19 protein-coding genes and 1 pseudogene are annotated in these 19,058 nt (G+C 70.1%); 13 read left to right on the top strand and 7 right to left on the bottom strand.

What is annotated here, in order from left to right; all coding sequences use genetic code 11:
- Nucleotides 1-145 precede the first annotated feature (145 nt).
- From ACIQBL_RS00930 to ACIQBL_RS00915, 4 genes are read left to right on the top strand one after another with little or no spacing between them, the layout of a single operon-like run.
- A complete protein-coding gene (locus ACIQBL_RS00930) occupies nucleotides 146-1,162 on the top strand; it encodes an acyl-CoA desaturase (protein WP_401935404.1) in 1,017 nt (338 codons plus the stop codon).
- Nucleotides 1,159-1,836 carry a TetR family transcriptional regulator gene (locus ACIQBL_RS00925; RefSeq protein ID WP_401935402.1) on the top strand — a complete coding sequence of 226 codons (678 nt, stop codon included), beginning with the start codon at nucleotides 1,159-1,161 and terminating at the stop codon, nucleotides 1,834-1,836. The genes ACIQBL_RS00930 and ACIQBL_RS00925 overlap by 4 nt, the downstream gene beginning before the upstream one ends.
- 41 nt (nucleotides 1,837-1,877) lie before the next feature.
- Entirely contained in the window at nucleotides 1,878-2,132 is a 255-nt protein-coding gene (locus tag ACIQBL_RS00920) for a type II toxin-antitoxin system Phd/YefM family antitoxin (protein ID WP_329251290.1), read from the top strand.
- Nucleotides 2,129-2,377 (top strand): type II toxin-antitoxin system RelE/ParE family toxin, encoded by a 249-nt coding sequence (locus ACIQBL_RS00915; RefSeq protein WP_401935400.1) that lies wholly within the window; start codon nucleotides 2,129-2,131, stop codon nucleotides 2,375-2,377. Before ACIQBL_RS00920 ends, ACIQBL_RS00915 begins: the two co-directional genes overlap by 4 nt.
- Here ACIQBL_RS00915 and ACIQBL_RS00910 read toward each other — a convergent pair.
- Together ACIQBL_RS00910 and ACIQBL_RS00905 are read right to left on the bottom strand one after the other, a co-directional pair.
- Nucleotides 2,352-2,732, bottom strand: coding sequence for a VOC family protein (locus tag ACIQBL_RS00910; RefSeq protein ID WP_401935398.1), 381 nt, complete (start codon nucleotides 2,730-2,732; stop codon nucleotides 2,352-2,354). The two genes, ACIQBL_RS00915 and ACIQBL_RS00910, sit on opposite strands and share 26 nt — an antisense overlap.
- Nucleotides 2,733-2,735: 3 nt before the next feature.
- The gene (locus tag ACIQBL_RS00905) at nucleotides 2,736-3,551 is read right to left on the bottom strand and encodes a trans-aconitate 2-methyltransferase (RefSeq protein WP_401935397.1); all 816 of its coding nucleotides are present in this window, start codon (nucleotides 3,549-3,551) and stop codon (nucleotides 2,736-2,738) included.
- Between the two features lie 89 nt (nucleotides 3,552-3,640).
- Between ACIQBL_RS00905 and tamR the strand changes: the two genes are divergently transcribed.
- Entirely contained in the window at nucleotides 3,641-4,138 is a 498-nt protein-coding gene (tamR, locus tag ACIQBL_RS00900; protein ID WP_019066624.1) for a MarR family transcriptional regulator TamR, read from the top strand.
- Here tamR and ACIQBL_RS00895 read toward each other — a convergent pair.
- Nucleotides 4,097-4,864, bottom strand: a complete 768-nt coding sequence (locus ACIQBL_RS00895) for a response regulator transcription factor (RefSeq protein ID WP_033284298.1) — start codon at nucleotides 4,862-4,864, stop codon at nucleotides 4,097-4,099. The two genes, tamR and ACIQBL_RS00895, sit on opposite strands and share 42 nt — an antisense overlap.
- Before the next feature lie 261 nt (nucleotides 4,865-5,125).
- Here ACIQBL_RS00895 and ACIQBL_RS00890 point away from each other — a divergent pair, with 261 nt between their 5' ends.
- The 4 genes from ACIQBL_RS00890 (at nucleotide 5,126) to ACIQBL_RS00875 (ending at nucleotide 7,106) form a co-directional block, all read left to right on the top strand.
- On the top strand, nucleotides 5,126-5,581 hold the full coding sequence (locus tag ACIQBL_RS00890; protein ID WP_401935395.1) for a GNAT family N-acetyltransferase: 456 nt from the start codon (nucleotides 5,126-5,128) through the stop codon (nucleotides 5,579-5,581).
- A gap of 139 nt (nucleotides 5,582-5,720) precedes the next feature.
- Complete coding sequence (locus ACIQBL_RS00885) at nucleotides 5,721-6,263, top strand: sulfotransferase (RefSeq protein WP_401935393.1); 543 nt, start codon at nucleotides 5,721-5,723, stop codon at nucleotides 6,261-6,263.
- Nucleotides 6,197-6,565 carry a sulfotransferase gene (locus ACIQBL_RS00880; protein WP_401935391.1) on the top strand — a complete coding sequence of 123 codons (369 nt, stop codon included), beginning with the start codon at nucleotides 6,197-6,199 and terminating at the stop codon, nucleotides 6,563-6,565. The genes ACIQBL_RS00885 and ACIQBL_RS00880 overlap by 67 nt, the downstream gene beginning before the upstream one ends.
- A 67-nt stretch (nucleotides 6,566-6,632) precedes the next feature.
- Complete coding sequence (locus ACIQBL_RS00875; protein WP_401935389.1) at nucleotides 6,633-7,106, top strand: hypothetical protein; 474 nt, start codon at nucleotides 6,633-6,635, stop codon at nucleotides 7,104-7,106.
- Nucleotides 7,107-7,149: 43 nt separating this feature from the next.
- Here ACIQBL_RS00875 and ACIQBL_RS00870 read toward each other — a convergent pair.
- A pseudogene (locus ACIQBL_RS00870) lies at nucleotides 7,150-7,338 on the bottom strand (galactokinase); the annotation flags it as partial.
- 493 nt (nucleotides 7,339-7,831) lie between these two features.
- On the opposite strand from ACIQBL_RS00870, the gene ACIQBL_RS00865 reads away from it, so the two are divergent.
- The 4 genes from ACIQBL_RS00865 to ACIQBL_RS00850 all read left to right on the top strand — a co-directional run bounded on the left by ACIQBL_RS00865 (nucleotide 7,832) and on the right by ACIQBL_RS00850 (nucleotide 15,376).
- Nucleotides 7,832-8,209 carry a hypothetical protein gene (locus ACIQBL_RS00865; RefSeq protein ID WP_401935387.1) on the top strand — a complete coding sequence of 126 codons (378 nt, stop codon included), beginning with the start codon at nucleotides 7,832-7,834 and terminating at the stop codon, nucleotides 8,207-8,209.
- 55 nt (nucleotides 8,210-8,264) lie between these two features.
- Nucleotides 8,265-10,424 (top strand): trypsin-like serine protease, encoded by a 2,160-nt coding sequence (locus ACIQBL_RS00860; RefSeq protein ID WP_401936957.1) that lies wholly within the window; start codon nucleotides 8,265-8,267, stop codon nucleotides 10,422-10,424.
- 63 nt (nucleotides 10,425-10,487) lie between these two features.
- On the top strand, nucleotides 10,488-11,213 hold the full coding sequence (locus ACIQBL_RS00855; RefSeq protein ID WP_401935386.1) for a DUF6193 family natural product biosynthesis protein: 726 nt from the start codon (nucleotides 10,488-10,490) through the stop codon (nucleotides 11,211-11,213).
- A gap of 185 nt (nucleotides 11,214-11,398) precedes the next feature.
- Entirely contained in the window at nucleotides 11,399-15,376 is a 3,978-nt protein-coding gene (locus ACIQBL_RS00850) for a polymorphic toxin-type HINT domain-containing protein (protein WP_401935384.1), read from the top strand.
- A 324-nt stretch (nucleotides 15,377-15,700) separates the two neighbouring features.
- Here the strand turns inward: ACIQBL_RS00850 and galK are convergent, their stop codons facing one another.
- The 3 genes from galK to galT are packed head-to-tail and all read right to left on the bottom strand — an operon-like array spanning nucleotide 15,701 to nucleotide 18,913.
- Nucleotides 15,701-16,843 (bottom strand): galactokinase, encoded by a 1,143-nt coding sequence (gene galK / locus ACIQBL_RS00845; RefSeq protein ID WP_401935382.1) that lies wholly within the window; start codon nucleotides 16,841-16,843, stop codon nucleotides 15,701-15,703.
- Between the two features lie 25 nt (nucleotides 16,844-16,868).
- A complete protein-coding gene (gene galE / locus ACIQBL_RS00840; protein WP_401935380.1) occupies nucleotides 16,869-17,831 on the bottom strand; it encodes a UDP-glucose 4-epimerase GalE in 963 nt (320 codons plus the stop codon).
- Nucleotides 17,831-18,913: a galactose-1-phosphate uridylyltransferase gene (galT, locus tag ACIQBL_RS00835; RefSeq protein WP_401935378.1), complete on the bottom strand. Its 1,083-nt coding sequence runs from the start codon at nucleotides 18,911-18,913 to the stop codon at nucleotides 17,831-17,833. The genes galE and galT overlap by 1 nt, the downstream gene beginning before the upstream one ends.
- Nucleotides 18,914-19,058: the final 145 nt, after the last annotated feature.

The following is a 19,058-nucleotide window of genomic DNA, read 5'->3' as shown; positions in this document are numbered from 1 at the left end:
TCACGGGCTTCGTCCACCGGTCGACGCACTGCCATACTTACGTTGCCGTAGGTTACGGAACCGTAGGGAAGTCCATGGTGAACTCGTACTCGGCTCCCGCAGTCCGAAGCTCCGCCTCCATCTCCGAACCCCACAGGGGACGCCCATGACCACGAGCTCCGATGTGATCGACGACGCCCCGCGGGCGAACGACGACGGCACTCCGCTCCCCGCCGCCACCCTGGGCGGCGAGCGGAAGGGGTCGCTGGAACAGATCACTCTTCTCCTCTTCATCACCGTCCCGTTCCTGGCCCTGCTCGCGGCGGTGCCGCTGGCGTGGAGCTGGGGCGGTGTGAGCTGGCTGGACCTCGGCCTGCTGGTGTTCTTCTACTACCTCGGCTGCCACGGCGTGACGATCGGCTACCACCGTTACTTCACGCACGGCTCCTTCAAGGCGAAACGGCCGCTGCGGATCGCCATGGCGATCGCCGGGTCGATGGCGGTCGAGGGGCCGCTGGTGCGCTGGGTCGCCGACCACCGCAAGCACCACAAGTTCTCCGACGCGGAGGGCGACCCGCATTCGCCGTGGCGCTACGGCGAGACGGTGCCGGCGCTGATCAAGGGCCTGTGGTGGGCGCACATCGCCTGGATGTTCGACGAGGAGCGCACCCCGCAGGACAAGTACGCGCCGGACCTGATCAAGGACCGGGCGATCCGGACGATCTCCCGCCAGTTCATCTACTGGACGATGCTGTCGCTCGCGCTGCCCGCGCTGATCGGCGGCCTGGCGACGATGTCCTGGTGGGGCGCCTTCACCGGCTTCTTCTGGGGCTCGCTCGTCCGGGTGGCGCTGCTGCACCACGTCACGTGGTCGATCAACTCGATCTGCCACGCGGTCGGCAAGCGCCCCTTCAAGTCGCGGGACCGTTCCGGCAACGTGTGGTGGCTGGCGATCCTGTCCTGCGGCGAGTCCTGGCACAACCTGCACCACGCCGACCCGACGTCCGCGCGGCACGGTGTGGAGCGCGGCCAGCTGGACTCCTCGGCGCGGATCATCCGCTGGTGCGAGCAGCTCGGCTGGGCCTCTGACGTGCGCTGGCCGTCACGCTCGCGTATCGATTCGCGCCGTATCTCCGGTCCGGACAGCTCTCGGCCCCGGAAGGAGTCGGCGGAGGCGGCATGATTGACGCCGTGGCGACCGATCCCAGCAGTACCCCGAGCACTGAGAAGCCCCGACGCGCGCGCCGCACCCGGATGACGGGAGCGGAACGCCGGGCCCAGCTGCTGGAAGTCGGTCGCACGCTCTTCGCGGCGAAGGGTTTCGAGGCCACGTCGGTGGAGGAGATCGCGGCGAAGGCCGGGGTCTCCAAGCCGGTGGTGTACGAGCACTTCGGCGGCAAGGAGGGCCTGTACGCGGTGGTGGTGGACCGCGAGATGCGCCGCCTCCTCGACATGGTGACCAGCTCGCTGACGGCCGGCCACCCCCGCGAACTCTGCGAACAGGCGGCCTTCGCCCTCCTCGACTACATCGAGGAGTACACGGACGGCTTCCGCATCCTGGTCCGCGACTCCCCCATCCCCCAGTCGACGGGCTCCTTCGCGTCCCTGATCTCGGACATCGCGACGCAGGTCGAGGACATCCTGGGCCGCGAGTTCAAGAGCCGCGGCTTCGACGCGAAACTCGCCCCGCTCTACGCCCAGGCCCTGGTCGGCATGGTCGCGCTGACCGGCCAGTGGTGGCTGGACGTCCGCCGCCCGAAGAAGGCGGAGGTGGCGGCCCATCTGGTGAACCTGGCGTGGCACGGGCTGGACGGGCTGGAGGCGAAGCCTCACCTGATAGGGCGACGGAAGCAGTGAATGAACATTCCTCTAGATTAACCTTGTGCCACACTGGATTCATGACTGAGATCACGATCAGCGCCGCCCGCGCCCAGCTCGGCGACCTGGTGCGCCGCGCCGCCCACAGCCGCGAGACCATCGCCCTCACGGACCACGGGCACGTGGCCGCGCTGCTCGTCTCTCCGCAGGTGATAGAGGATCTTGAGGACGCCCTCGCCGTCTCGGACTACCAGCGGCGCAAGGCGGAGGGCACGCTGGGTCCGGGCATCCCCATGGCCGAGGTGCGCAGGCGACTGGGGCTTGAGAAGAAGTGACTTACGAGATCATTTTCGAGCCTCACGCCCTCGACGCCGCCACTCGCTTCCTGGAAGAGGACCCTAAGGGCCTGTCCGCGGCCCTGGACGCGATCGACGAGCTGGCGCACAACCCCCGCCCCGTCAACTCCGTCGCCTACGGCGTCGGCATCCGGCGCCTCCGCGTCGGCGCCTACCGCGTCCTGTACGTCATCGACGACGAAGTGATCCACATCCTCGTCACCCACCTGGGCCGGACGGCCTGACCGCCTCCAGGAACTCCAGCCGGTTCCCCACCGGATCCGCCGAGTAGAAACGCCGGTACCCCGGCAGATCGTCGTCCCAAGTGACGGGCGCCCCAAGGGACTTCAGCCGGGCCGCGTACGCCTCGATGCCGGTGACGCGCAGCCCGGGGTGGGCCTTCTTCGCGGGCCGGAAGTCGGCCTCGATCCCCAGGTGCAGCTGCACGGCCCCCGCCCCGAACCAGCACCCGCCCCGCGCCGCCAGTGCTGCCGACTTCGGGATCTCGGTCATGCCGAGGACGTCGACGTAATAGGCGCGCAGCGCGTCCTCCGACCCCGCCGGAGCCGCCAACTGCACATGGTCCACGGCCGCGAGCATCCCTCACGCCCCCTTGCGGGCCACCGCGAACAGCCGCCGGAAGGGGAGCACCGTGCCGTACTCCGCCGTCGGGTACGCCTCGCGGAGCAGGTCGCGGTACTCCGCCACGAACGCGTCCCGCGCCTCCGGGTCGTCCGCGAGGGCGGTGAGGGCCGGGCGCAGGCCGGTGCCCTTGACCCAGTCGAGGACGGGGTCGGCGCCGGGGAGGATGTGCTCGTACGTCGTCTGCCAGACGTCGGCCGCGCAGCCGAGGCGGGCCAGGCGGTCGAGATAGACACCGGGTGTGTGCACCGAGTCCTCGTGGCGCAGGACCTCGCCCAGCCGGCTCTTCCAGCGGGCGGTGGCGGCGAGTTCGCGCATCAGGGCGTGCAGGGGCGCGTCGATGTTGTCCGGCACCTGGAAGGCGAAGGTGCCGCCGGGCACCAGCGCGGCCACCCAGTCGCCGAACCGGTCCAGGTGCCCCGGCACCCACTGCAGCGCCGCGTTCGACACGATCAGGTCGTACGGCTCCGTCGGCGTCCAGTTCGCCGCGTCCGCGTGGGCGAAGTCGAGGCTGCCGCCGCCGGGCGTGGGGCCCGCGTAGGGCGCGGTCTTCGCCAGCATCTCGGGTGAGTTGTCGTAGCCGGTGATGTGCGCGGTGGGCCAGCGGTCGGCGAGGACGGCGGTCACGTTGCCGGGGCCGCAGCCGAGGTCGGCGACGCGGGGGCGCTCCGCGGGCAGCGCGGTGACCCGGGCCAGCAGGTCGGTGAAGGGGCGGGCGCGGTGGTCGGCGTGGCGGAGGTACTGGGCGGGGTCCCACACGGGCGAGGCGAAAGTCATGACGTACACCTTTCCGCGCCAAGTCTCTTGATGTCAAGAGACTTGACATCAAGAGACTTCACATCGACACAACCACTACACTGATCGTCATGGAGGACGAGGTCGATCGGCTTGTCGCAGCGTGGCGCCGGGAGCGCCCGGACCTCGACGTGGAGCCACTCGAGGTGCTCAGCCGGGTGAGCCGACTGGCCCGGCACCTGGACCGGGCCCGCCGGCTGGCGTTCGCCGAGCACAGCCTGGAGCCCTGGGAGTTCGACGTGCTGACGGCGCTCCGGCGCGCGGGCAGCCCCTACCAGCTCTCCCCCGGCCAGCTGCTGACGCAGACGCTGGTCACGTCCGGCACGATGACGAACCGTATCGACCGCCTCGCGAAGAAGGGCCTGGTCGAGCGGCTCCCCGACCCCAGTGACCGCCGGGGTGTGCTGGTCCGCCTCACCGAGGAGGGCCAGGACCGCGCGGACCAGGCACTGGCCGGCCTGCTCGCCCAGGAGCGCGCGATCCTCGCGGAACTCTCCCGCGCCCAGCGGGGCGAACTGGCCGGACTGCTACGCCAGTTGACCGCCCCGTTCGACAACATCCCCGGCTAGGTCGACGGGCCCGACGCCCGCGCGCCGGGCGAGAGCCACCGCGGCCAGGGTCGAGTGGACGCCCAACTTGCCGAGCACGTTTTGCATATGCGTCCGGACTGTGTGCGGGGAGAGGAACAGCCGCTCGGCGACCGCCTTGCGTCCCAGTCCGGCCACCATGCAGCGCAGCACTTCGCGTTCCCTCGGCGTGAGGGACTCCACCAGGCGCTCGCTCTCGGTGCGGTGCTTGCGCGCGGCCGTCAGCTCGCGCAGGACCCCGGTCAGCAGGGCCGGCGGCAGATGCGTCTCGTCGCGCAGGACACCTCGGATGACGGTTAAAAGCCTGGACAGCGAGCAGTCCTTGGCGACCCAGCCGGAGGCACCGGCCTGGAGGGCCAGCGCGGCCCGGCGCGGATCGTCCTTCTCCGCCAGCACGACCATCCGTACACTCGGCTGGGCGGAACGGACCCCGGCGACCAGGGAGATCCCGTCCACCAGCCCGTCCTCGTTCCCCGCCTGTACGGGCACCGCGGGCCGGACACCTGGCACATTGCCGCCCAGGTCGGCGTCCACGAGCAGGACGTCGAATCTGCGGCCCTCGGCGTTCGCGCGCTCCATGCAGCGCAGCGCGGCGGGACCGCTGCCGGCCGCGGACACGTCGACATCGGGCTCGGCGGCCAGTGCCGCGGCGAGCGATTCGGCGAAGATGCGATGGTCGTCGACGACCAGGACTCGGATGCGAACCACGAAACCCCCTTCCCCAGGCTCCTGGTGGAGCAGGGGATACCTCATCGTCGGGAGACGAAGCGATGGTTGCGGGTACGACGCCCGGGAGCGGCCGAAGCCGCACGGCCGCCGCCGTGCAGACACTGCTACCCCCACATCGGGCGTCGTACCCGACTTGTCTCGCCCCCTGATCAGCACCGGCCCCCACCGGTGCTGTTCACAGCGTACGGCCGGGGCGCGGCAGCGGAACCCAATTTGCAGAACTGACTGTCCGGCCCGTTTATGGTGAGCCGCATGTTTCGTATTGAGACGGAAGTAGACAGAGAGCGACGCGATCTGCTCCGCGCCCGGCTGCTCGAGACCAACACGGCCGCGTCACCGGTGCTGCGGGCGCTGCGCGGAACCCCTCGCGAACGTGAAGTTCCGCTTCACGTCTGGGCGTTGGACGCCGCCGGCGATCTGGCGGGCGGCGCGGTCTGCCACACCTGGGCGGACTGGCTCCATGTGACGTACCTGTGGGTGGACGGCCGCCACCGCGGGACGGGACTCGGCTCCCGGGTGCTCGCGGAGGCGGAGCGCATCGCCCGCGAGCAGCGCGGTTGCGGCGCGGCCCGGCTGGAGACGTGGGACTTCCAGGCGCCGGAGTTCTACAAGAAGCGGGGGTACGAGGTGGTGTGCGTGATCCGGGACTATCCGCCGGGGGTCACGGAGTACACCCTCACCAAGAACCTGGGGTGACCGAACCGGGGGTGAACACCTCCGGGGTCAACGGGACACCCAGCCCAGTCTCAGACACCCCCTTTACCGTGCCCGCCATGAGCATGCTGCGGAAGCTGAACTCCAAGCTCGCCGAGCGACCGGCTACCAGATACGCCGGGTGCCCACACCACCCACGGCGACGACGGCGGGCTTCCTGGGGGCGATTCCCGCGCCGCGCGGTTCACGCCCCGCGCGCCCCGAACCCGTACCGGAGACGGCGACGGTGGACCCGGCCGTCGACCGGTTGCTGGAGCGCCCGGTGTTCATCCTGACCTCGGTACGTTCCGGGTCGACGCTGCTGCGCATGATGCTGGGGGCGCACCCCCGGCTGCACGCGGCGCACGAACTCCATCTGACCGGTATCGAGGTCTACTTCAAGTCGGGCACCCCCACGGAACGCTCCCTGCGCACCCTGGGCCTGGGCCACGAACAGCTGGAGGGCCTGCTCTGGGACCGGGCCCTGCACCGTGAACTGGTCAAGTCCGGCAAGCAGTTCATCGTGGAGAAGACCCCGGGCAACGCCTTCCATGGCGCCGCATCGCCGAGACCTGGCCCGACGCGCGCTTCGTCTTCCTGCGGCGGCACCCGGGCGCGGTGGCCCGTTCCTGGCACAAGGCCGTACCCGACCGGACCCGCGAGGAGGCGGCCCAACGTGTCCTGAAATACATGGAGTCCATGGAAGAGGCCCACGCGGAACTGGGCGGCCACATCCTCCGCTACGAGGACCTCACCACCGACCCCACCGCCGAACTCCGGTCCCTCTGCGCCTACTTGGACCTCCCCTACGAACCGGGGATGACGGACTACGGCAGCAGCCTGGAGGGCGCCGTCCTGGGCGTCGGCTTCGGCGACTGGACCGACAAGATCCGCACCGGCCAGGTCCAGCCGGACCGCCCGACCCCGGCGCCGGAGGAGATCCCGGAGGCGCTGCGGGCGATGTGCCGGGCGTGGGGGTACCTCTGAACTCCCCTTGCTGCGACGCTCACTTCATCGCTCGGTCACGGCTTGTCGACGAAGGCAAGGAACATCCGTGGACGTCTGGTCGGACTGCTCGGCGTGGAGTCGTCGCCTCCTGGCGGCCGCCGAACTGCTGCCCAGCTACCGTCACATACGGCGCCGGCGATACGAGGACTGGTGGGTCCACCCGGATTCGGGCGACGCGGTGGTGCGGACGCTGCTCGCGCTGGGCATCCATTCCCTCGTGCTGGACGCGATGGCCCAAGGGCGGCCGTACACATCGGACTTGATCGGGCGGCTCCGGCTGGCCGACATGGGCGACGCGGTGACGAAGCGGCCCGGCCATGAGCTGCTCGCCGGTCTCCCAGCTCTCGGCGAGGTCGACCGATTGCGCGTCGACGTCGTGCGGATCCTCACCTACGACCCCGCGTCCACGCTGACCGCGGCGCGACTGCGCGCAGTGGCCCACGGCGCGCTGCACCGGCTGGGCAAGAGCGTCTCCGCCGGGGATCCCGTGCGCGAGGACGTAGCCGGGATGCCTCGGTGAGCGGGACGCCCCGGTTCGCCCGGGGCGTCTTCGCCGACGGACCTCACTCCACCCGTCGTGCCCCCGCCGAAGGCACCGCCGGAAACACCCGTGGCGCCGTGGCGAACGCCTCCTCGACCGCCTTCGTGACCGTCTCCGCGTCCGCGGCCTCGACCAGGACGACCGCCGAGCCGCCGAAGCCGCCGCCCGTCATCCGGGCGCCGAGGGCGCCCGCGCCGACCGCCGTGTCCAAAGTGCCGCACTCATAGGCATTTTCAGTGATGTCCAACACCACCGGCTCGTCGGCCGCAACGGCATCACCGGACCACCTCATGGAACTCGAAGCGGCCGTGGCGCATCCCCGGCCAACGCCTTCGAGTCCGTTCGAAGCAAGGGTTCCACTCGCCCACTCGACAAATGCCTCATATCAAAATCTAGCGGCTATCTAGCTATATGTTTGCATACTGCACTCTTACTTACACAACCAGCGTAATAGTCGCGAGTTAATTACGTTGACGGTTTACTTACTTACGGTTAACTTATGACTCGTCGTTGGTGATCCAGTTTCACGGGGGGAGCGGCTTTCGGCATGGAATTGCCGCACCCGAAAGGAGGGTGCGGTGTTTTTCCGTGCTCGAAATCTTCTTTTTGCAGGGCTGGCTGTATCTCTGGGAACGGCGATAGCCGTTCCTCTCGCAGTCGCCGATGATTCCTCAGCCTCTGCGGCCGACACTCCGCCCATCGCGGTGGAGCAGTTCTCCTATCCCGGCGCGGCAGGCATTCTCACGTCGGAGGGCATCGAACTGAAAAAGGGTGACGGACACATCCTGCTCGCCACCTGCGACGGCTCCGCCGACCAGATCCGGGTCTACACGGTCAAGGACAGCACCGTAGGCCGCAAGGGCGACTACTGCTTCAAGGCCACGGCCGCGTCCGGCTATCTCACGCTCTCGCTGCCCCGCGTCTTCGCCCTGCAGACCGGCGACCACCCCATCAGCGCCGACCTGACCGCGAACGGTGCCACGACCACCGTCGATGTCGCCGAGGGCGGCTTCGAGAGCGTCGGCGAGGGCACCTCGGACGGCGCCCGCTCTGTGCTCGTCGAGATCCGTGTCACCGGCTGACCCGGCCGTGCCCAGCGTCAAGGAATCGAGAAACGTGACCCTCCTGCGTTCTTCCATGGGTGCGGCCCTGGTGGCGGCCGTCGCCACCGCCGGCGCCCTGATCGCCGTACCGGCCCATGCCGTCGCGGGCGACACCGTGACGGCCGGCTCCTATGCCTTCACCGCCAAGGTGTCCCTCGGCGCCGACGACACTGCCCGCGCGTGCAGCGGCGCCCTCGTCGCCTCGGACTGGATCCTCACTGCGGCGAGCTGCTTCGCCACCGACCCCGAGGTGCCGACCGTCGCGGCGGGCAAGCCCGCCATGGCGGCCACCGCCACCGTCGGCGGGAGGACGAGCACCGTGGTGCAGCTGGTGCCGAAGTCCGGCCGTGACCTGGTGCTGGCCCGCCTCGCACGGCCCGCCACCGGTGTGACACCGGTGACCGTCGCCTCCACCGCGCCCACCACGGGAGACCAGCTGCGCGCGGTCGGCTACGGCCGTACCGCGGCCGAGTGGGTGCCGGACAGCCCGCACACCACCACCTTCGGCGTGGACGCCGTAGGCACCGACGACCTCAATGTCACCGGCCTGGACAGCGCACTGTGCCAGGGCGACACCGGCGGCCCCCTGCTGCGCGAGACGAGCGGCACCGTCCAGTTGATCGGCGTCGGCAGCCGGTCCTGGCAGGGCGGCTGCATGGGCGAGACGGAGACCCGCACAGGCGCCGTCGTCGCCCGCGCCGACGATCTGTCGTCCTGGGTGACCGCCACCACCGGCCCAGCGCCCGTCACCGACTTGAACTGCGACGGCGTCGAGGACATCGCGATCTCCGACCCCGAGGCCACCGTGAGCGGCAACGCCAAGGCGGGCCTGGTCCGGATCGTCTACGGCGGCGGCAAGGGCACCGCCGAGATCAACCAGGCCCTCGACTGGGTCAATGGCAGCGCGGAGGCCGGCGACGGGTTCGGCCAGGCCATCGACGCCGTCGACTACGACGCGGACGGCTGCACCGACCTGGTCGTCGGCACCCCGGCCGAAGACCTCGGCACCGCCACAGACGCGGGTATGGCCGACATCCTGTACGGCGCGACCGGAGGCCTGGGCACCGGCACCGTGACGGACACCAACCTCCAGCAGGGCTTGGGCACCGGCTCACTGGCCGCCTCCAGCTACGAGACAGGCGACCAGCTGGGCGCTTCGCTCGCGGCCGGAGTCACCAACGCCGGTGAACCGTTCGTGGTGATCGGCAGCCCCGGCGAGGACCTCGGCACCTCCGCCGACGCCGGCGAGGCCTTCTACGTCCACGGCAGCGCCAACGTCTCCGTCCACCAGGACAGTCTCGACGTCCCCGGTTCCGTGGAGCCGAACGACGGCTTCGGCGGCGCCGTCGCGGCCGACTCCAACCACATCGTCATCGGCGCCCCGGGCGAGACCATCGGCACCGCAGCCACCGGCGCCGGCAACCTCGCCGTCTTCGACCCGAACGCGTTGAACGCCGAGAGCCGCCCGACCCCGCTGTTCGGCCTCGACCAGGATCTGGACACGGTGAGCGGGAGCGCTGAGTCCGGTGACGAGTTCGGCCGCTCGGTGGCGCTCGTGCCCTACCGCCCGTCCGGGGCCGCCACGGCCAACGAGTCGATCCTCGCTGTCGGTTCGCCGGGCGAGGGCCTGACCATCGACTCCGTCGCCAAGGCCGAGGTGGGCAACGTCCTGACCTTCGAGATCGCCTCCACCGGAACCTACACCCAGCTCAACTCGTACCAGTCGGGGACCGACAGCGACGACGTGTCCGGCACCTCCGAGGTCGGGGACCACTTCGGCCAAACCCTGAGCGCGGTGAACACCGCACCCCGCGCGGTGAGCACCACCGACACCCTCAAACTGGCCGTCGGTATCCCGGACGAAGCCATCGGCACCACGGCGGGCGCGGGCGCGTTCAGCACCTTCTCATTGCTCGGCTCGCCCGGTGCCAACGACCGCTGGACCGAGATCGGCGACGGCGACGGCATCCCCGGCACCGCGGCTGCGGGCCAGCACCTCGGCAGCAGCATCCACTACACCGGTACGAACCTGTACGTCGGGCTGCCCTACGGTCCGTCGATCTACGGCACTCTGTACGCCCTTCCACTGTCCAACGTGACAGCCGGCGGCACGGTCGCCGCGGTCACGACGTACCAGCCGGGTGCGGGCGATCTGCCGGCTGCGGACGTCAGTTTCGGTTACGCGGCACGGTAAAAGTATTCCGGCTGTACCACCGAGCGGGTGGTACGGCCGGTTCCGCGGTGACATAATGTCCGAGTGAATTCTGAATTCTATGCGGACGTGATCGAGGCCGGCGGCCTGGCGAACGCTCTAAAGCAAATGGCGACCGATCTCGATATCCCTCTCGTTCTCGTTCCTGGCCGAAAGGAAATAGCAGATTCGGTCGGTATCGCCACCACGGCTCCCGGACGACAGCCGCTCACGATCTTCCTCCGCACCGACATTCGTGGCTTCCAGGTCATCGGCCGGTCCGGAGAGGTCGACATCGTCAGAGGGGAGACGGACGAGCTCCGGGAGATCGTCCGGGCGGGCGCGGCCTGGGCGGCGGGCACACCGGCGTCGCTCATGCGCGGCACACAGCCCTTCCTTCTGTTCGACGAGCTCGCCGAGGCCCATGAACGCGGCCCCGAGGCAGCGGTCGCGGCGCGGTGGGACCAGCTGCGGGAGCAGGCGGTCGGCGCTCCGGACTTCGGCGAGTTCGGCCGACTGGTGGAGGTGGCGTACGAAGAACCCCGGCTACGGCAGCTCTTCCCGTTCACCAGCCACTGGACGGTCGCCTTCAGCTCCTGCACCGGGCGTCCCTACCGGGACGAGATCGCGATCGCCCCGCAGCCCGGCCGACCGTACATCGTCCTCCAACACGCCAACGTCGGGATGATCGCCGAGGTACCCACCGTGGAAGAGGCGGTGGCGCTCGCCCTGGCGCATCTCCCGGAATCTGTCGGTCCGGCTGTGGCTGGTTTCACCGGAAGGCATCGCTGACTTTCTTCAGCCCTTTTCCACGCTCATCTGGTTATGCTTTCCATGGCAATATCCAGTGTTCGAAAAAAGGAAATAGCAGCCTGATTCGGCCGCTATTCATGGAATAGAAGAGGGCGTTTGTGAGAGGAAAACAACCGGGGCGCTCCGGCATACGCAGGGGCGCTTTCAGACGCACAGCCGGTTCCGTGGCCCTGGCCGTGCTGGCGGGGCTGCTTGCCGCGTATCCGGCCGCCGCCGACACGGCCGACGACACCGTCGTACCGATATCCCGCACCTTCCGTCAGCAGGCGGTGGACGTCTGGGCGTCCGGCGGCACCGAGGTCCGGGCGTCCGCCGAAGCCGCTCTGGTGGGCAGCGCTGACAACATCGCCGCCTTCCTCACGAACTACGGGGACCAGCAGGTACAGGACTACCGGGTCGAGGCGGCCCAACTGGCCGCCATCGGCGGGGAGAACACCCTCGAAGCCGTACGCACCGCGCTGACCGGCAGCGAGGGCAACCTCGCCGCCTTCATGAAGTCGGGCTGGAAGGAGCCTCTGGAACAGGACCAGCGGGTCCTGGTCGCTCGGGCGATCGACGTGGGCGGCCCCGAGGTGCAGGAGCGTGGCCGGACCGCGCTCGCCGGCACCACCGAGGACATCCAGACCTTCCTGGACACGGGGCTGACGGAGGCCCAGGAACAGGACGACCGGGTCCTGCTGGCCCAGCTCATCGCCGCCGGCGGCACCAACGTGCGGGCCTCCGGACGGCTCGCACTGAGCGGCACCATCGACGACGTACGGGAGTTCCTGGACGTCGGACAGTTCGTCGCCCGCAACCGCGACGAGGAGCACGCGAGCGTCGCGGAACTCGCGGCCCAGGCGGAGCGGGCGGGCAAGCTCGCCACGGCGGAGACCGCCAAGGCCGAGGATGCCTCCAAAGAGGCCGTCGAAGCCGCCGCACAGGCGAAAAAAGCCGCGCAGACGGCAGCCGCGGAGGCCGAGGCCACCCAGGCTGACACCGAGGACGCGGCACGCGCAGCGAACCGGGCGGCGAGCGCCGCGTCCGGAGCAGCGAAGGCCGCGCAGCGGGCCATCTCCGCGGCCAACTCCGCCGAGCAGTCCGCACGGACGGCGGCGGCAGCCGCGGCCCAGGCCGCAGCAGCCGCGGTCGGCGCCGCCAACGCGGCCTCCGACGCACGCAACGCGGCGGCCGCCGCCTCGACGGACGCCGCCAACGCGGACGCCGCCAGGAAGGCCGCGACCAAGGCCAGTGACGCCGCCAAGGGCGCGGACAAGGCGGCGGACGCCGCCGACCAGGCCGTGAAGGCCGCCAACGCCGCCGGTGACGCCGCGGCGTCCGCCGCCAGTGCGGGCACCAACGCCGCCGCGGCAGCCGACGCGGCGGTGACCGCCAGCCAGTACGCCGGTGCGGGGAGCTCCGCGGCGGCGAACGCCCGGGCCGCCGCGGCCTCGGCGCACCGGCAGGCCGCCGAGGCCAACCGGGCCGCTGGCCAGGCCGAGTCGCTCGCCCGTAAGGCGGCCACAGCGGCCGGCGACGCCCGGGACGCGGCACGGTCGGCCGCCGAACACGCCAGGAACGCGGCGAAGGCCGCGCAGGAGGCCGCAGACAGCGCGGTCGACGCGTCCACCGCAGCCGCAAAGTCCACCGCCCACGCCAACGCGGCCACCGAGGCAGCGAAGGTCGCCACCGCGGCCGCCGCACAGGCTCAGACCGTCTACACACTGGCCCGCGAGGTCGAGGCGGAGGAGCTGCTCGGCCGGACCAACGCCGGCATCGAGAACGCCCGCGACCTCAAGGCGCAGGAGACGCAGGAGCAGGAACAGCGCGAGCAGGAAGCCGCCGACCTCGCCGAACAGCAAGCCAGCGCTGAGCAGTTGGCGCAGGCGGCTCAGGCCGGCACCGACGACGAGGAGATCGCGGAGCAGGGCCGTCACCTCGCCCTGCTCGACATGAAGAACGGCGAGGCCTGGCTGCGCGAGGCCGCTCAGGAGGCACTGGGCAGTGACACCGCCGGAGTCGTCGCGTACGTCCGCACCGGCCGGGCCGAGGCCAAGGCCCAGGACGACCGCACAGAGGTGGAGCGCCTCGCCGAGGAGAGCTCCGTCGAGGAGGTGCGGGACGCGGCGGAGACCGCGCTGGACGGTGACGCGGCCACGGTCAGCGCGTTCCTGAAGGAGGGGCAGTACGAGGCCGGCCGGGAGGCGTTCCGGGTGGCGATCGCTCAGGCGGCCGACGTCGGCGGCCCCAACGTCCAGGACAAGGCGCGCGCGGCGTTGAGCGCCGGCACCATCGACGCCTTCCGCACCTTCCTCACCAAGACCCTGGCCGAGGCCCAGGTGCAGGACGACCGGGTGACCGCCGCGCAGCTGGTCGACAGCGGCGACCCGGAGGTGAAGTCCGCCGCGAGGATCGCCCTGGAGGGCCCCGCCGACCTGTTGCACCGGTTCGTGCAGTCCGGGCAGTACACCGCCCAGCGCAAGGACTTCCTGTCCCTGACCCACCAGCTGCAGGTCCAGCAGCTCGTCACCGAGGCCGCCCAGGTGGCCGCGCAGGCACAGCACGACGCCGCCACCGCCCAGGCCACCGCAGCGACAGCCCGCAAGGCGTCGGCCGAGGCGAAGGACTGGGCGGCGCAGGCGAAGACGTCATCCGAAAAGGCCGACGGCTACTCCGCGCAGGCAGACCAGTACGCCAAGGACGCCGCGGCCTCCGCGGCACAGGCGGCGGAATCGGCGAAGACGGCACGTGCCGCGGCGAACCGGGCCGACACGGCGGCGCAGAATGCCGCCAGGTCCGCCAGCGACGCGACCATGTCCGCGGAACTCGCCCAGACCTCCGCCGGGTCGGCGTGGGCCTCGGCCGCCCAGGCCCAGACCTCGGCGGAGCAGGCCGGCAAGAGCGCGGCCGAGGCGGCGACCGCCGCGACCGAGGCGTTCGTGACCGCCGTCCAGAAGTACCGTGAGGAGGAGGAGACCCGCCGTCGCGCGGCCGTCGCCGCGAAGGAGGCCCAGGAGAAGGACGGCGTCACAGCAGCCGAGCTCTACCGGTGCGGAATCCTCGGCTGCGAGGCGATCGACAACCCCGGCCGGTGGTGCCAGCACCACGACGCCTACTGCGATGTGCTCTCCCAGGGACCCGCCTTCGAGGCGAGCATGAAGCAGCTGAACGACATCATCAACGCCATCACCGGGCTCACCGAGTTGGAGAACTGCGCCCGTAAGGGCGATCTCGAAGCGTGCTGGGAGCTGAACAAGGATGCGATCATGGCGTCCAAGTTCCGCATGCTGGGCGCCGCCTACCGGACGCTGCAAGTGCTGCGGCGCGGCTGCACCCAGTGCTTCCTGCCCGGCACCCGGGTCCTCATGTCGGACGGCAGCACCGAGCCGATCGAGAAGATCCAGGCCGGTGACCTGGTCCGGGCCACCGACCCGGAGACCGGCGAGACCGCGGCCCGACGGGTCACGCAGCAGATCGTCACCGAGTACGACGACAAGTACCTCGCGGCCCTCACCATCCGAGGACCGACCGGCGACGTCAACGAGCTCTCGGCCACCTACGAGCACCCTTTCTGGAGCACCGCTCTTTACTCCTGGGTGCCCGCCGAGGACCTGCGCCCCGGCGACACCCTGCGCACGGACAGCGGCGGGACCGCCACCGTGCTCGCCAACCGCCCCTACACCCGTACAACCGTCACATACAGCCTCACGGTCGCGGGGCTGCACTCCTTCTACGTCCTGGCCGGGAAGACCCCGGTCCTGGTCCACAACTCCGAGTGCAAGCCCCTGGTTCTCGGCACGAGGGAAAACGTCGGGGACCTGACGACGCAGCTCAAGGGTTACAACCTCATGGACGACCGCTACCTGGAAGTGCAGGCCTACCTGCCCGGCGGCATTCCGTACACCAGGTGGATGTCCGAAGTCGACGGCGTGCTGCGGGACAACGGCAAGGTCGCCGTGAGCCTGAAGGGCTTCGACGGCGTCTCGTATCAAGACAGGTTCGACCGTGCCGTGGCGAACGGACAACCGGGAGGTATCTGGCGTGGCGCGGAATGGGAGATGGCCCAGATCGCGAAATACAAGAAGAGGGGCGTTCTGGACTGGGACAATGTGACCTTCTATGACGACAACGGCAAAAAGGTGGACATCGACCCGCCCGAGTAAGCACGCCGGGGCAGCGTCCCGCCAGGGTCGCTGCCCCACCCGCCGGGCGCGGCAGCCAACGCGACGACGAACAGCAGCAGCGCACCGGCCATGATCCGGTTCCGGATTTCCGGCTCACCGACGATCCAGGTGCGGCTCGTGAACCCGTCCGGGGCCTGAACATACAGCCGTACCGTCCACGGCCTCCTGGCTCCGCGCCACCTCACCGGTTACCTCAGCTGTCTGGCCAGAGTCCTGCGTAAGCGCCCCGGGGAGAGTTCTGCGACGACATACCCAGGTGAGCTGGACGCCCCGGTCAGCCCGGGGCGTCTTCGCCGCGACCGTTCACTCCACCCGCCGCGCCCCCGCCGAAGGCACCGCGGGAAACACCCGGGGTGCCGTGTACCCGGCGGTCGCGAACGCCTCCTCCACCGCCTTCGTGACCGTGTCCGCGTCCGCGGCCTCCACCAGTACGACCGCGGAGCCGCCGAAGCCGCCCCCCGTCATCCGGGCGCCGAGCGCCCCCGCGCCGACCGCCGTGTCGACGACGAGGTCCAACTCCGGGCAGGAGATGCGCAGATCGTCGCGGAGGGAGGCGTGGCCCTCGGTGAGGACCGGGCCGATCGCCCGTACGTCTCCCGCGTCGAGGAGGCCGATGACCTGGTCGACCCGGTGGTCGTCGGAGACGACGTGGCGGACGTAGCGCTGGATGCGCTCGTCGGACAGGCGGGCCAGGGAGGACTCCAGGTCCTCGTAGGCCACGTCCCGCAGGAACGGCACGCCCAGTTGGCGGGCGCCCTCCTCGCAGCCCTCCCGGCGTTCGGCGTACGCGCCGTCGCCGAGGGCGTGCTTCACGCGGGAGTCGACGACCAGCAACGACAGCCCCTCCGACGCCAGGTCGAAGGGGATCTGACGGATCGACAGGTCGCGGCAGTCGAGGTGGAGCGCGTGGCCCTCCTCGCAGCAGGCCGAGGCCGTCTGGTCCATGATGCCGCAGGGGACGCCGACGAAGTCGTTCTCCGCGCGCTGCGAGAAGCGCGCCAACTCCGGTGCGGACAGGCCCAGTTCGAACAGGTCGTTCAGGGCGAGGGCCGTGACCACCTCCAGGGCGGCCGACGACGACAGGCCCGCGCCCGTCGGGACCGTGGAGGAGAGGTGGATGTCCGCGCCCGTTACCTCGTGGCCCGCCTCGCGCAGCACCCACACCACTCCCGCCGGGTACGCGGCCCAGCTGGTGTTCGTGCGCGGGGCGAGTTCCGCCACGTGCAGTTCCACGACCGGGCCCTCGATGTCCGCCGAGTGGAGGCGCAGGACGCCGTCGCTGCGGCGGGACACCGCCGCCACCGCCGTGTGCGGCAGGGCGAGCGGCATCACGAAGCCCTCGTTGAAGTCGGTGTACTCGCCGATCAGGTTGACCCGGCCCGGCGCGGCCCAGACGCCCTCGGGAGCGGTCCCGTACAGCTCCTCGAAGCCCTCACGTACACCCACGTGCTATCCCCAGCCCTTCGATCAGTCAGTTCGATACGTTCTGCGCGAACGCCCACGCGTCCGCGACGATGCCCGCGAGATCCGCGCGGGACGGGTTCCAGCCGAGGCGCTCCTTGGCCCGCGCCGCCGAGGCGACCAGGGTCGCCGGGTCGCCGCCGCGGCGCGGGGCGACGACCTCGGGGATCGGGTGCCCGGTGACCTGGCGGACGGTCTCGATGACCTGGCGGACGGAGAAGCCCTCTCCGTTGCCGAGGTTGCAGATCAGGTGCTCGCCGGGCTTCGCGGCCTTCAGCGCGAGCAGGTGCGCGTCGGCCAGGTCCGCCACGTGGATGTAGTCACGGACGCAGGTGCCGTCCGGCGTCGGGTAGTCGTCGCCGTAGACGGAGATCGCGTCCCGCTTGCCCTGCGCGACCTGCAACACGAGCGGGATGAGGTGCGACTCGGGGGCGTGCCGCTCGCCGCAACTGCCGTACGCGCCCGCGACGTTGAAGTAGCGGAGGGAGACGGCGCCGAGACCGTGGGCCTGCGCCTCGCTCGTGATCATGAAGTCGACCGACAGCTTGGAGGCACCGTAGGGGTTGGTCGGGGAGGTGCGGGCCGTCTCGACGATCGGGACCTCCTCCGGCTCGCCGTACGTGGCCGCCGTGGAAGAGAAGACGAGGGTGCGGACGCCCGCCTCGCGCATCGCCGCCAGCAGGGCCATCGAGCCGCCGACGTTGTTCTCCCAGTACTTCTCCGGCTTGACGACCGACTCGCCGACCTGGGAGAACGCGGCGAAGTGGAGGACGGCGTCGTAGGACGGGTCCAGCCACTTGGCCGCGTCCCTGATGTCGCCCTCGATGAACGTGGTGCCCGCCGGTACCCCCTCGCGGAAGCCCGTCGAGAGGTTGTCCAGGACGGTGACCTCGTGGCCCGCCTCCAGCAGGTGCTGGGCGACCACGCTGCCCACGTAACCCGCGCCGCCCGTCACCAGGTACTTACCGCTCATCAACTCGCTACCTCTCGCAGTCGCTCGGCCGCGCGCTCCGGCGGCACGTCGTTGATGAACACGCTCATGCCGGACTCGGAGCCCGCGAGAAACTTCAGCTTGCCGGAAGTGCGGCGAATGGTGAAAAGCTCAAGGTGGAGAGCGAAGTCGTCCCTGCTCACCCCGTCGAACTCCTCCAGTGTGCCGAACGGCGCCTGGTGCCAGGCGGAGATGTACGGCGTCGGAGGCTCGCCCGCCCCTTCTTTCCCTCCATCGCGCCCATCGAAGATCCGGTCGAAGCGCCTCAAGAGTTCCAGATAGACCTTGGGGAACTCTGTGCGGGCCGCCTCGTCCAGACCGAGCAGATCGGGCACCCGGCGCTTCGGGTACAGGTGGACCTCGTAGGGCCAGTGCGCCGCGTACGGCACGAAGGCGACCCAGTGTTCACCCTCAAGGACGACCCGCTCACCGGCGAGTTCACGCTCCAGGACCGAGTCGAAGAGGTTCTCCCCGCCGGTCGCCTCCTTGTGGGCCGCGAGCGAGCGCAGCATCAGGGCGGTGCGCGGGGTGGTGAAGGGGTAGGCGTAGATCTGGCCGTGGGGATGACCGAGGGTCACACCGATCTCTTCGCCGCGGTTCTCGAAACAGAAGACCTGCTCGACGGAGGGCAGATGCGACAGCTCCGACGTCCGGTCGGTCCACGCGTCGAGGACGAGGGCCACCTGCTCCTCGGTCAGCGAGGCGAAGGACGCGTCGTGGTCGGAGGTGAAGCAGACCACCTCGCAGCGGCCGGAGTCGCCGGCCAGCGAGGGGAAACGGTTCTCGAACACGACGACGTCGTACGACGAGTCCGGGATCTCGCTGAGCCGGTCGCCCGTGGTCGGGCAGAGCGGGCACTGGTCGGCCGGCGGGTGGTAGGTGCGGCCCTGGCGGTGCGAGGCGATCGCCACCGCGTCGCCGAGCAGCACGTCCCGCCGTACCTCCGAAGTGGTGACCGTGCGCTCCAGCGGGCGTCGGTCGACCGCGTCGCGCACGGTGTCGTCCCGCAGGTCGTAGTAGATGAGCTCACGACCGTCGGCCAACCGGGTCGAGGTCTTCTTCACGCCGGGCTCTCCATCCGTACATACATCCACGCCGCATCCGGGCTTCACACAGAACTAAACACATCAAACCACCGATCCCCCCAGCCGTCACCACCAAAATCAAACAAAGAACACCAACCGGAGAACATCGACCAAGGTGAGCGCT

The organism is Streptomyces sp. NPDC088350 (assembly GCF_044753545.1).
In the GTDB taxonomy this organism is placed as follows: domain Bacteria; phylum Actinomycetota; class Actinomycetes; order Streptomycetales; family Streptomycetaceae; genus Streptomyces.
Note: the sequence above shows the minus strand (reverse complement) of the source record. Positions and strands in the feature narration are given on the sequence as shown.

What these genes read in the sequence shown, in the direction of transcription:
- ACIQBL_RS00860 (WP_401936957.1), top strand. Translation starts at nt 8,265, where the DNA reads ATGGGTGCGGCCCTGGTGGCGGCCGTCGCCACCGCCGGCGCCCTGATC.
- ACIQBL_RS00925 (WP_401935402.1), top strand. Translation starts at nt 1,159, where the DNA reads ATGATTGACGCCGTGGCGACCGATCCCAGCAGTACCCCGAGCACTGAG.
- ACIQBL_RS00930 (WP_401935404.1), top strand. Translation starts at nt 146, where the DNA reads ATGACCACGAGCTCCGATGTGATCGACGACGCCCCGCGGGCGAACGAC.
- ACIQBL_RS00890 (WP_401935395.1), top strand. Translation starts at nt 5,126, where the DNA reads ATGGTGAGCCGCATGTTTCGTATTGAGACGGAAGTAGACAGAGAGCGA.
- ACIQBL_RS00910 (WP_401935398.1), bottom strand. Translation starts at nt 2,732, where the DNA reads ATGCTCGCGGCCGTGGACCATGTGCAGTTGGCGGCTCCGGCGGGGTCG.
- ACIQBL_RS00920 (WP_329251290.1), top strand. Translation starts at nt 1,878, where the DNA reads ATGACTGAGATCACGATCAGCGCCGCCCGCGCCCAGCTCGGCGACCTG.
- galE (WP_401935380.1), bottom strand. Translation starts at nt 17,831, where the DNA reads ATGAGCGGTAAGTACCTGGTGACGGGCGGCGCGGGTTACGTGGGCAGC.
- tamR (WP_019066624.1), top strand. Translation starts at nt 3,641, where the DNA reads ATGGAGGACGAGGTCGATCGGCTTGTCGCAGCGTGGCGCCGGGAGCGC.
- ACIQBL_RS00905 (WP_401935397.1), bottom strand. Translation starts at nt 3,551, where the DNA reads ATGACTTTCGCCTCGCCCGTGTGGGACCCCGCCCAGTACCTCCGCCAC.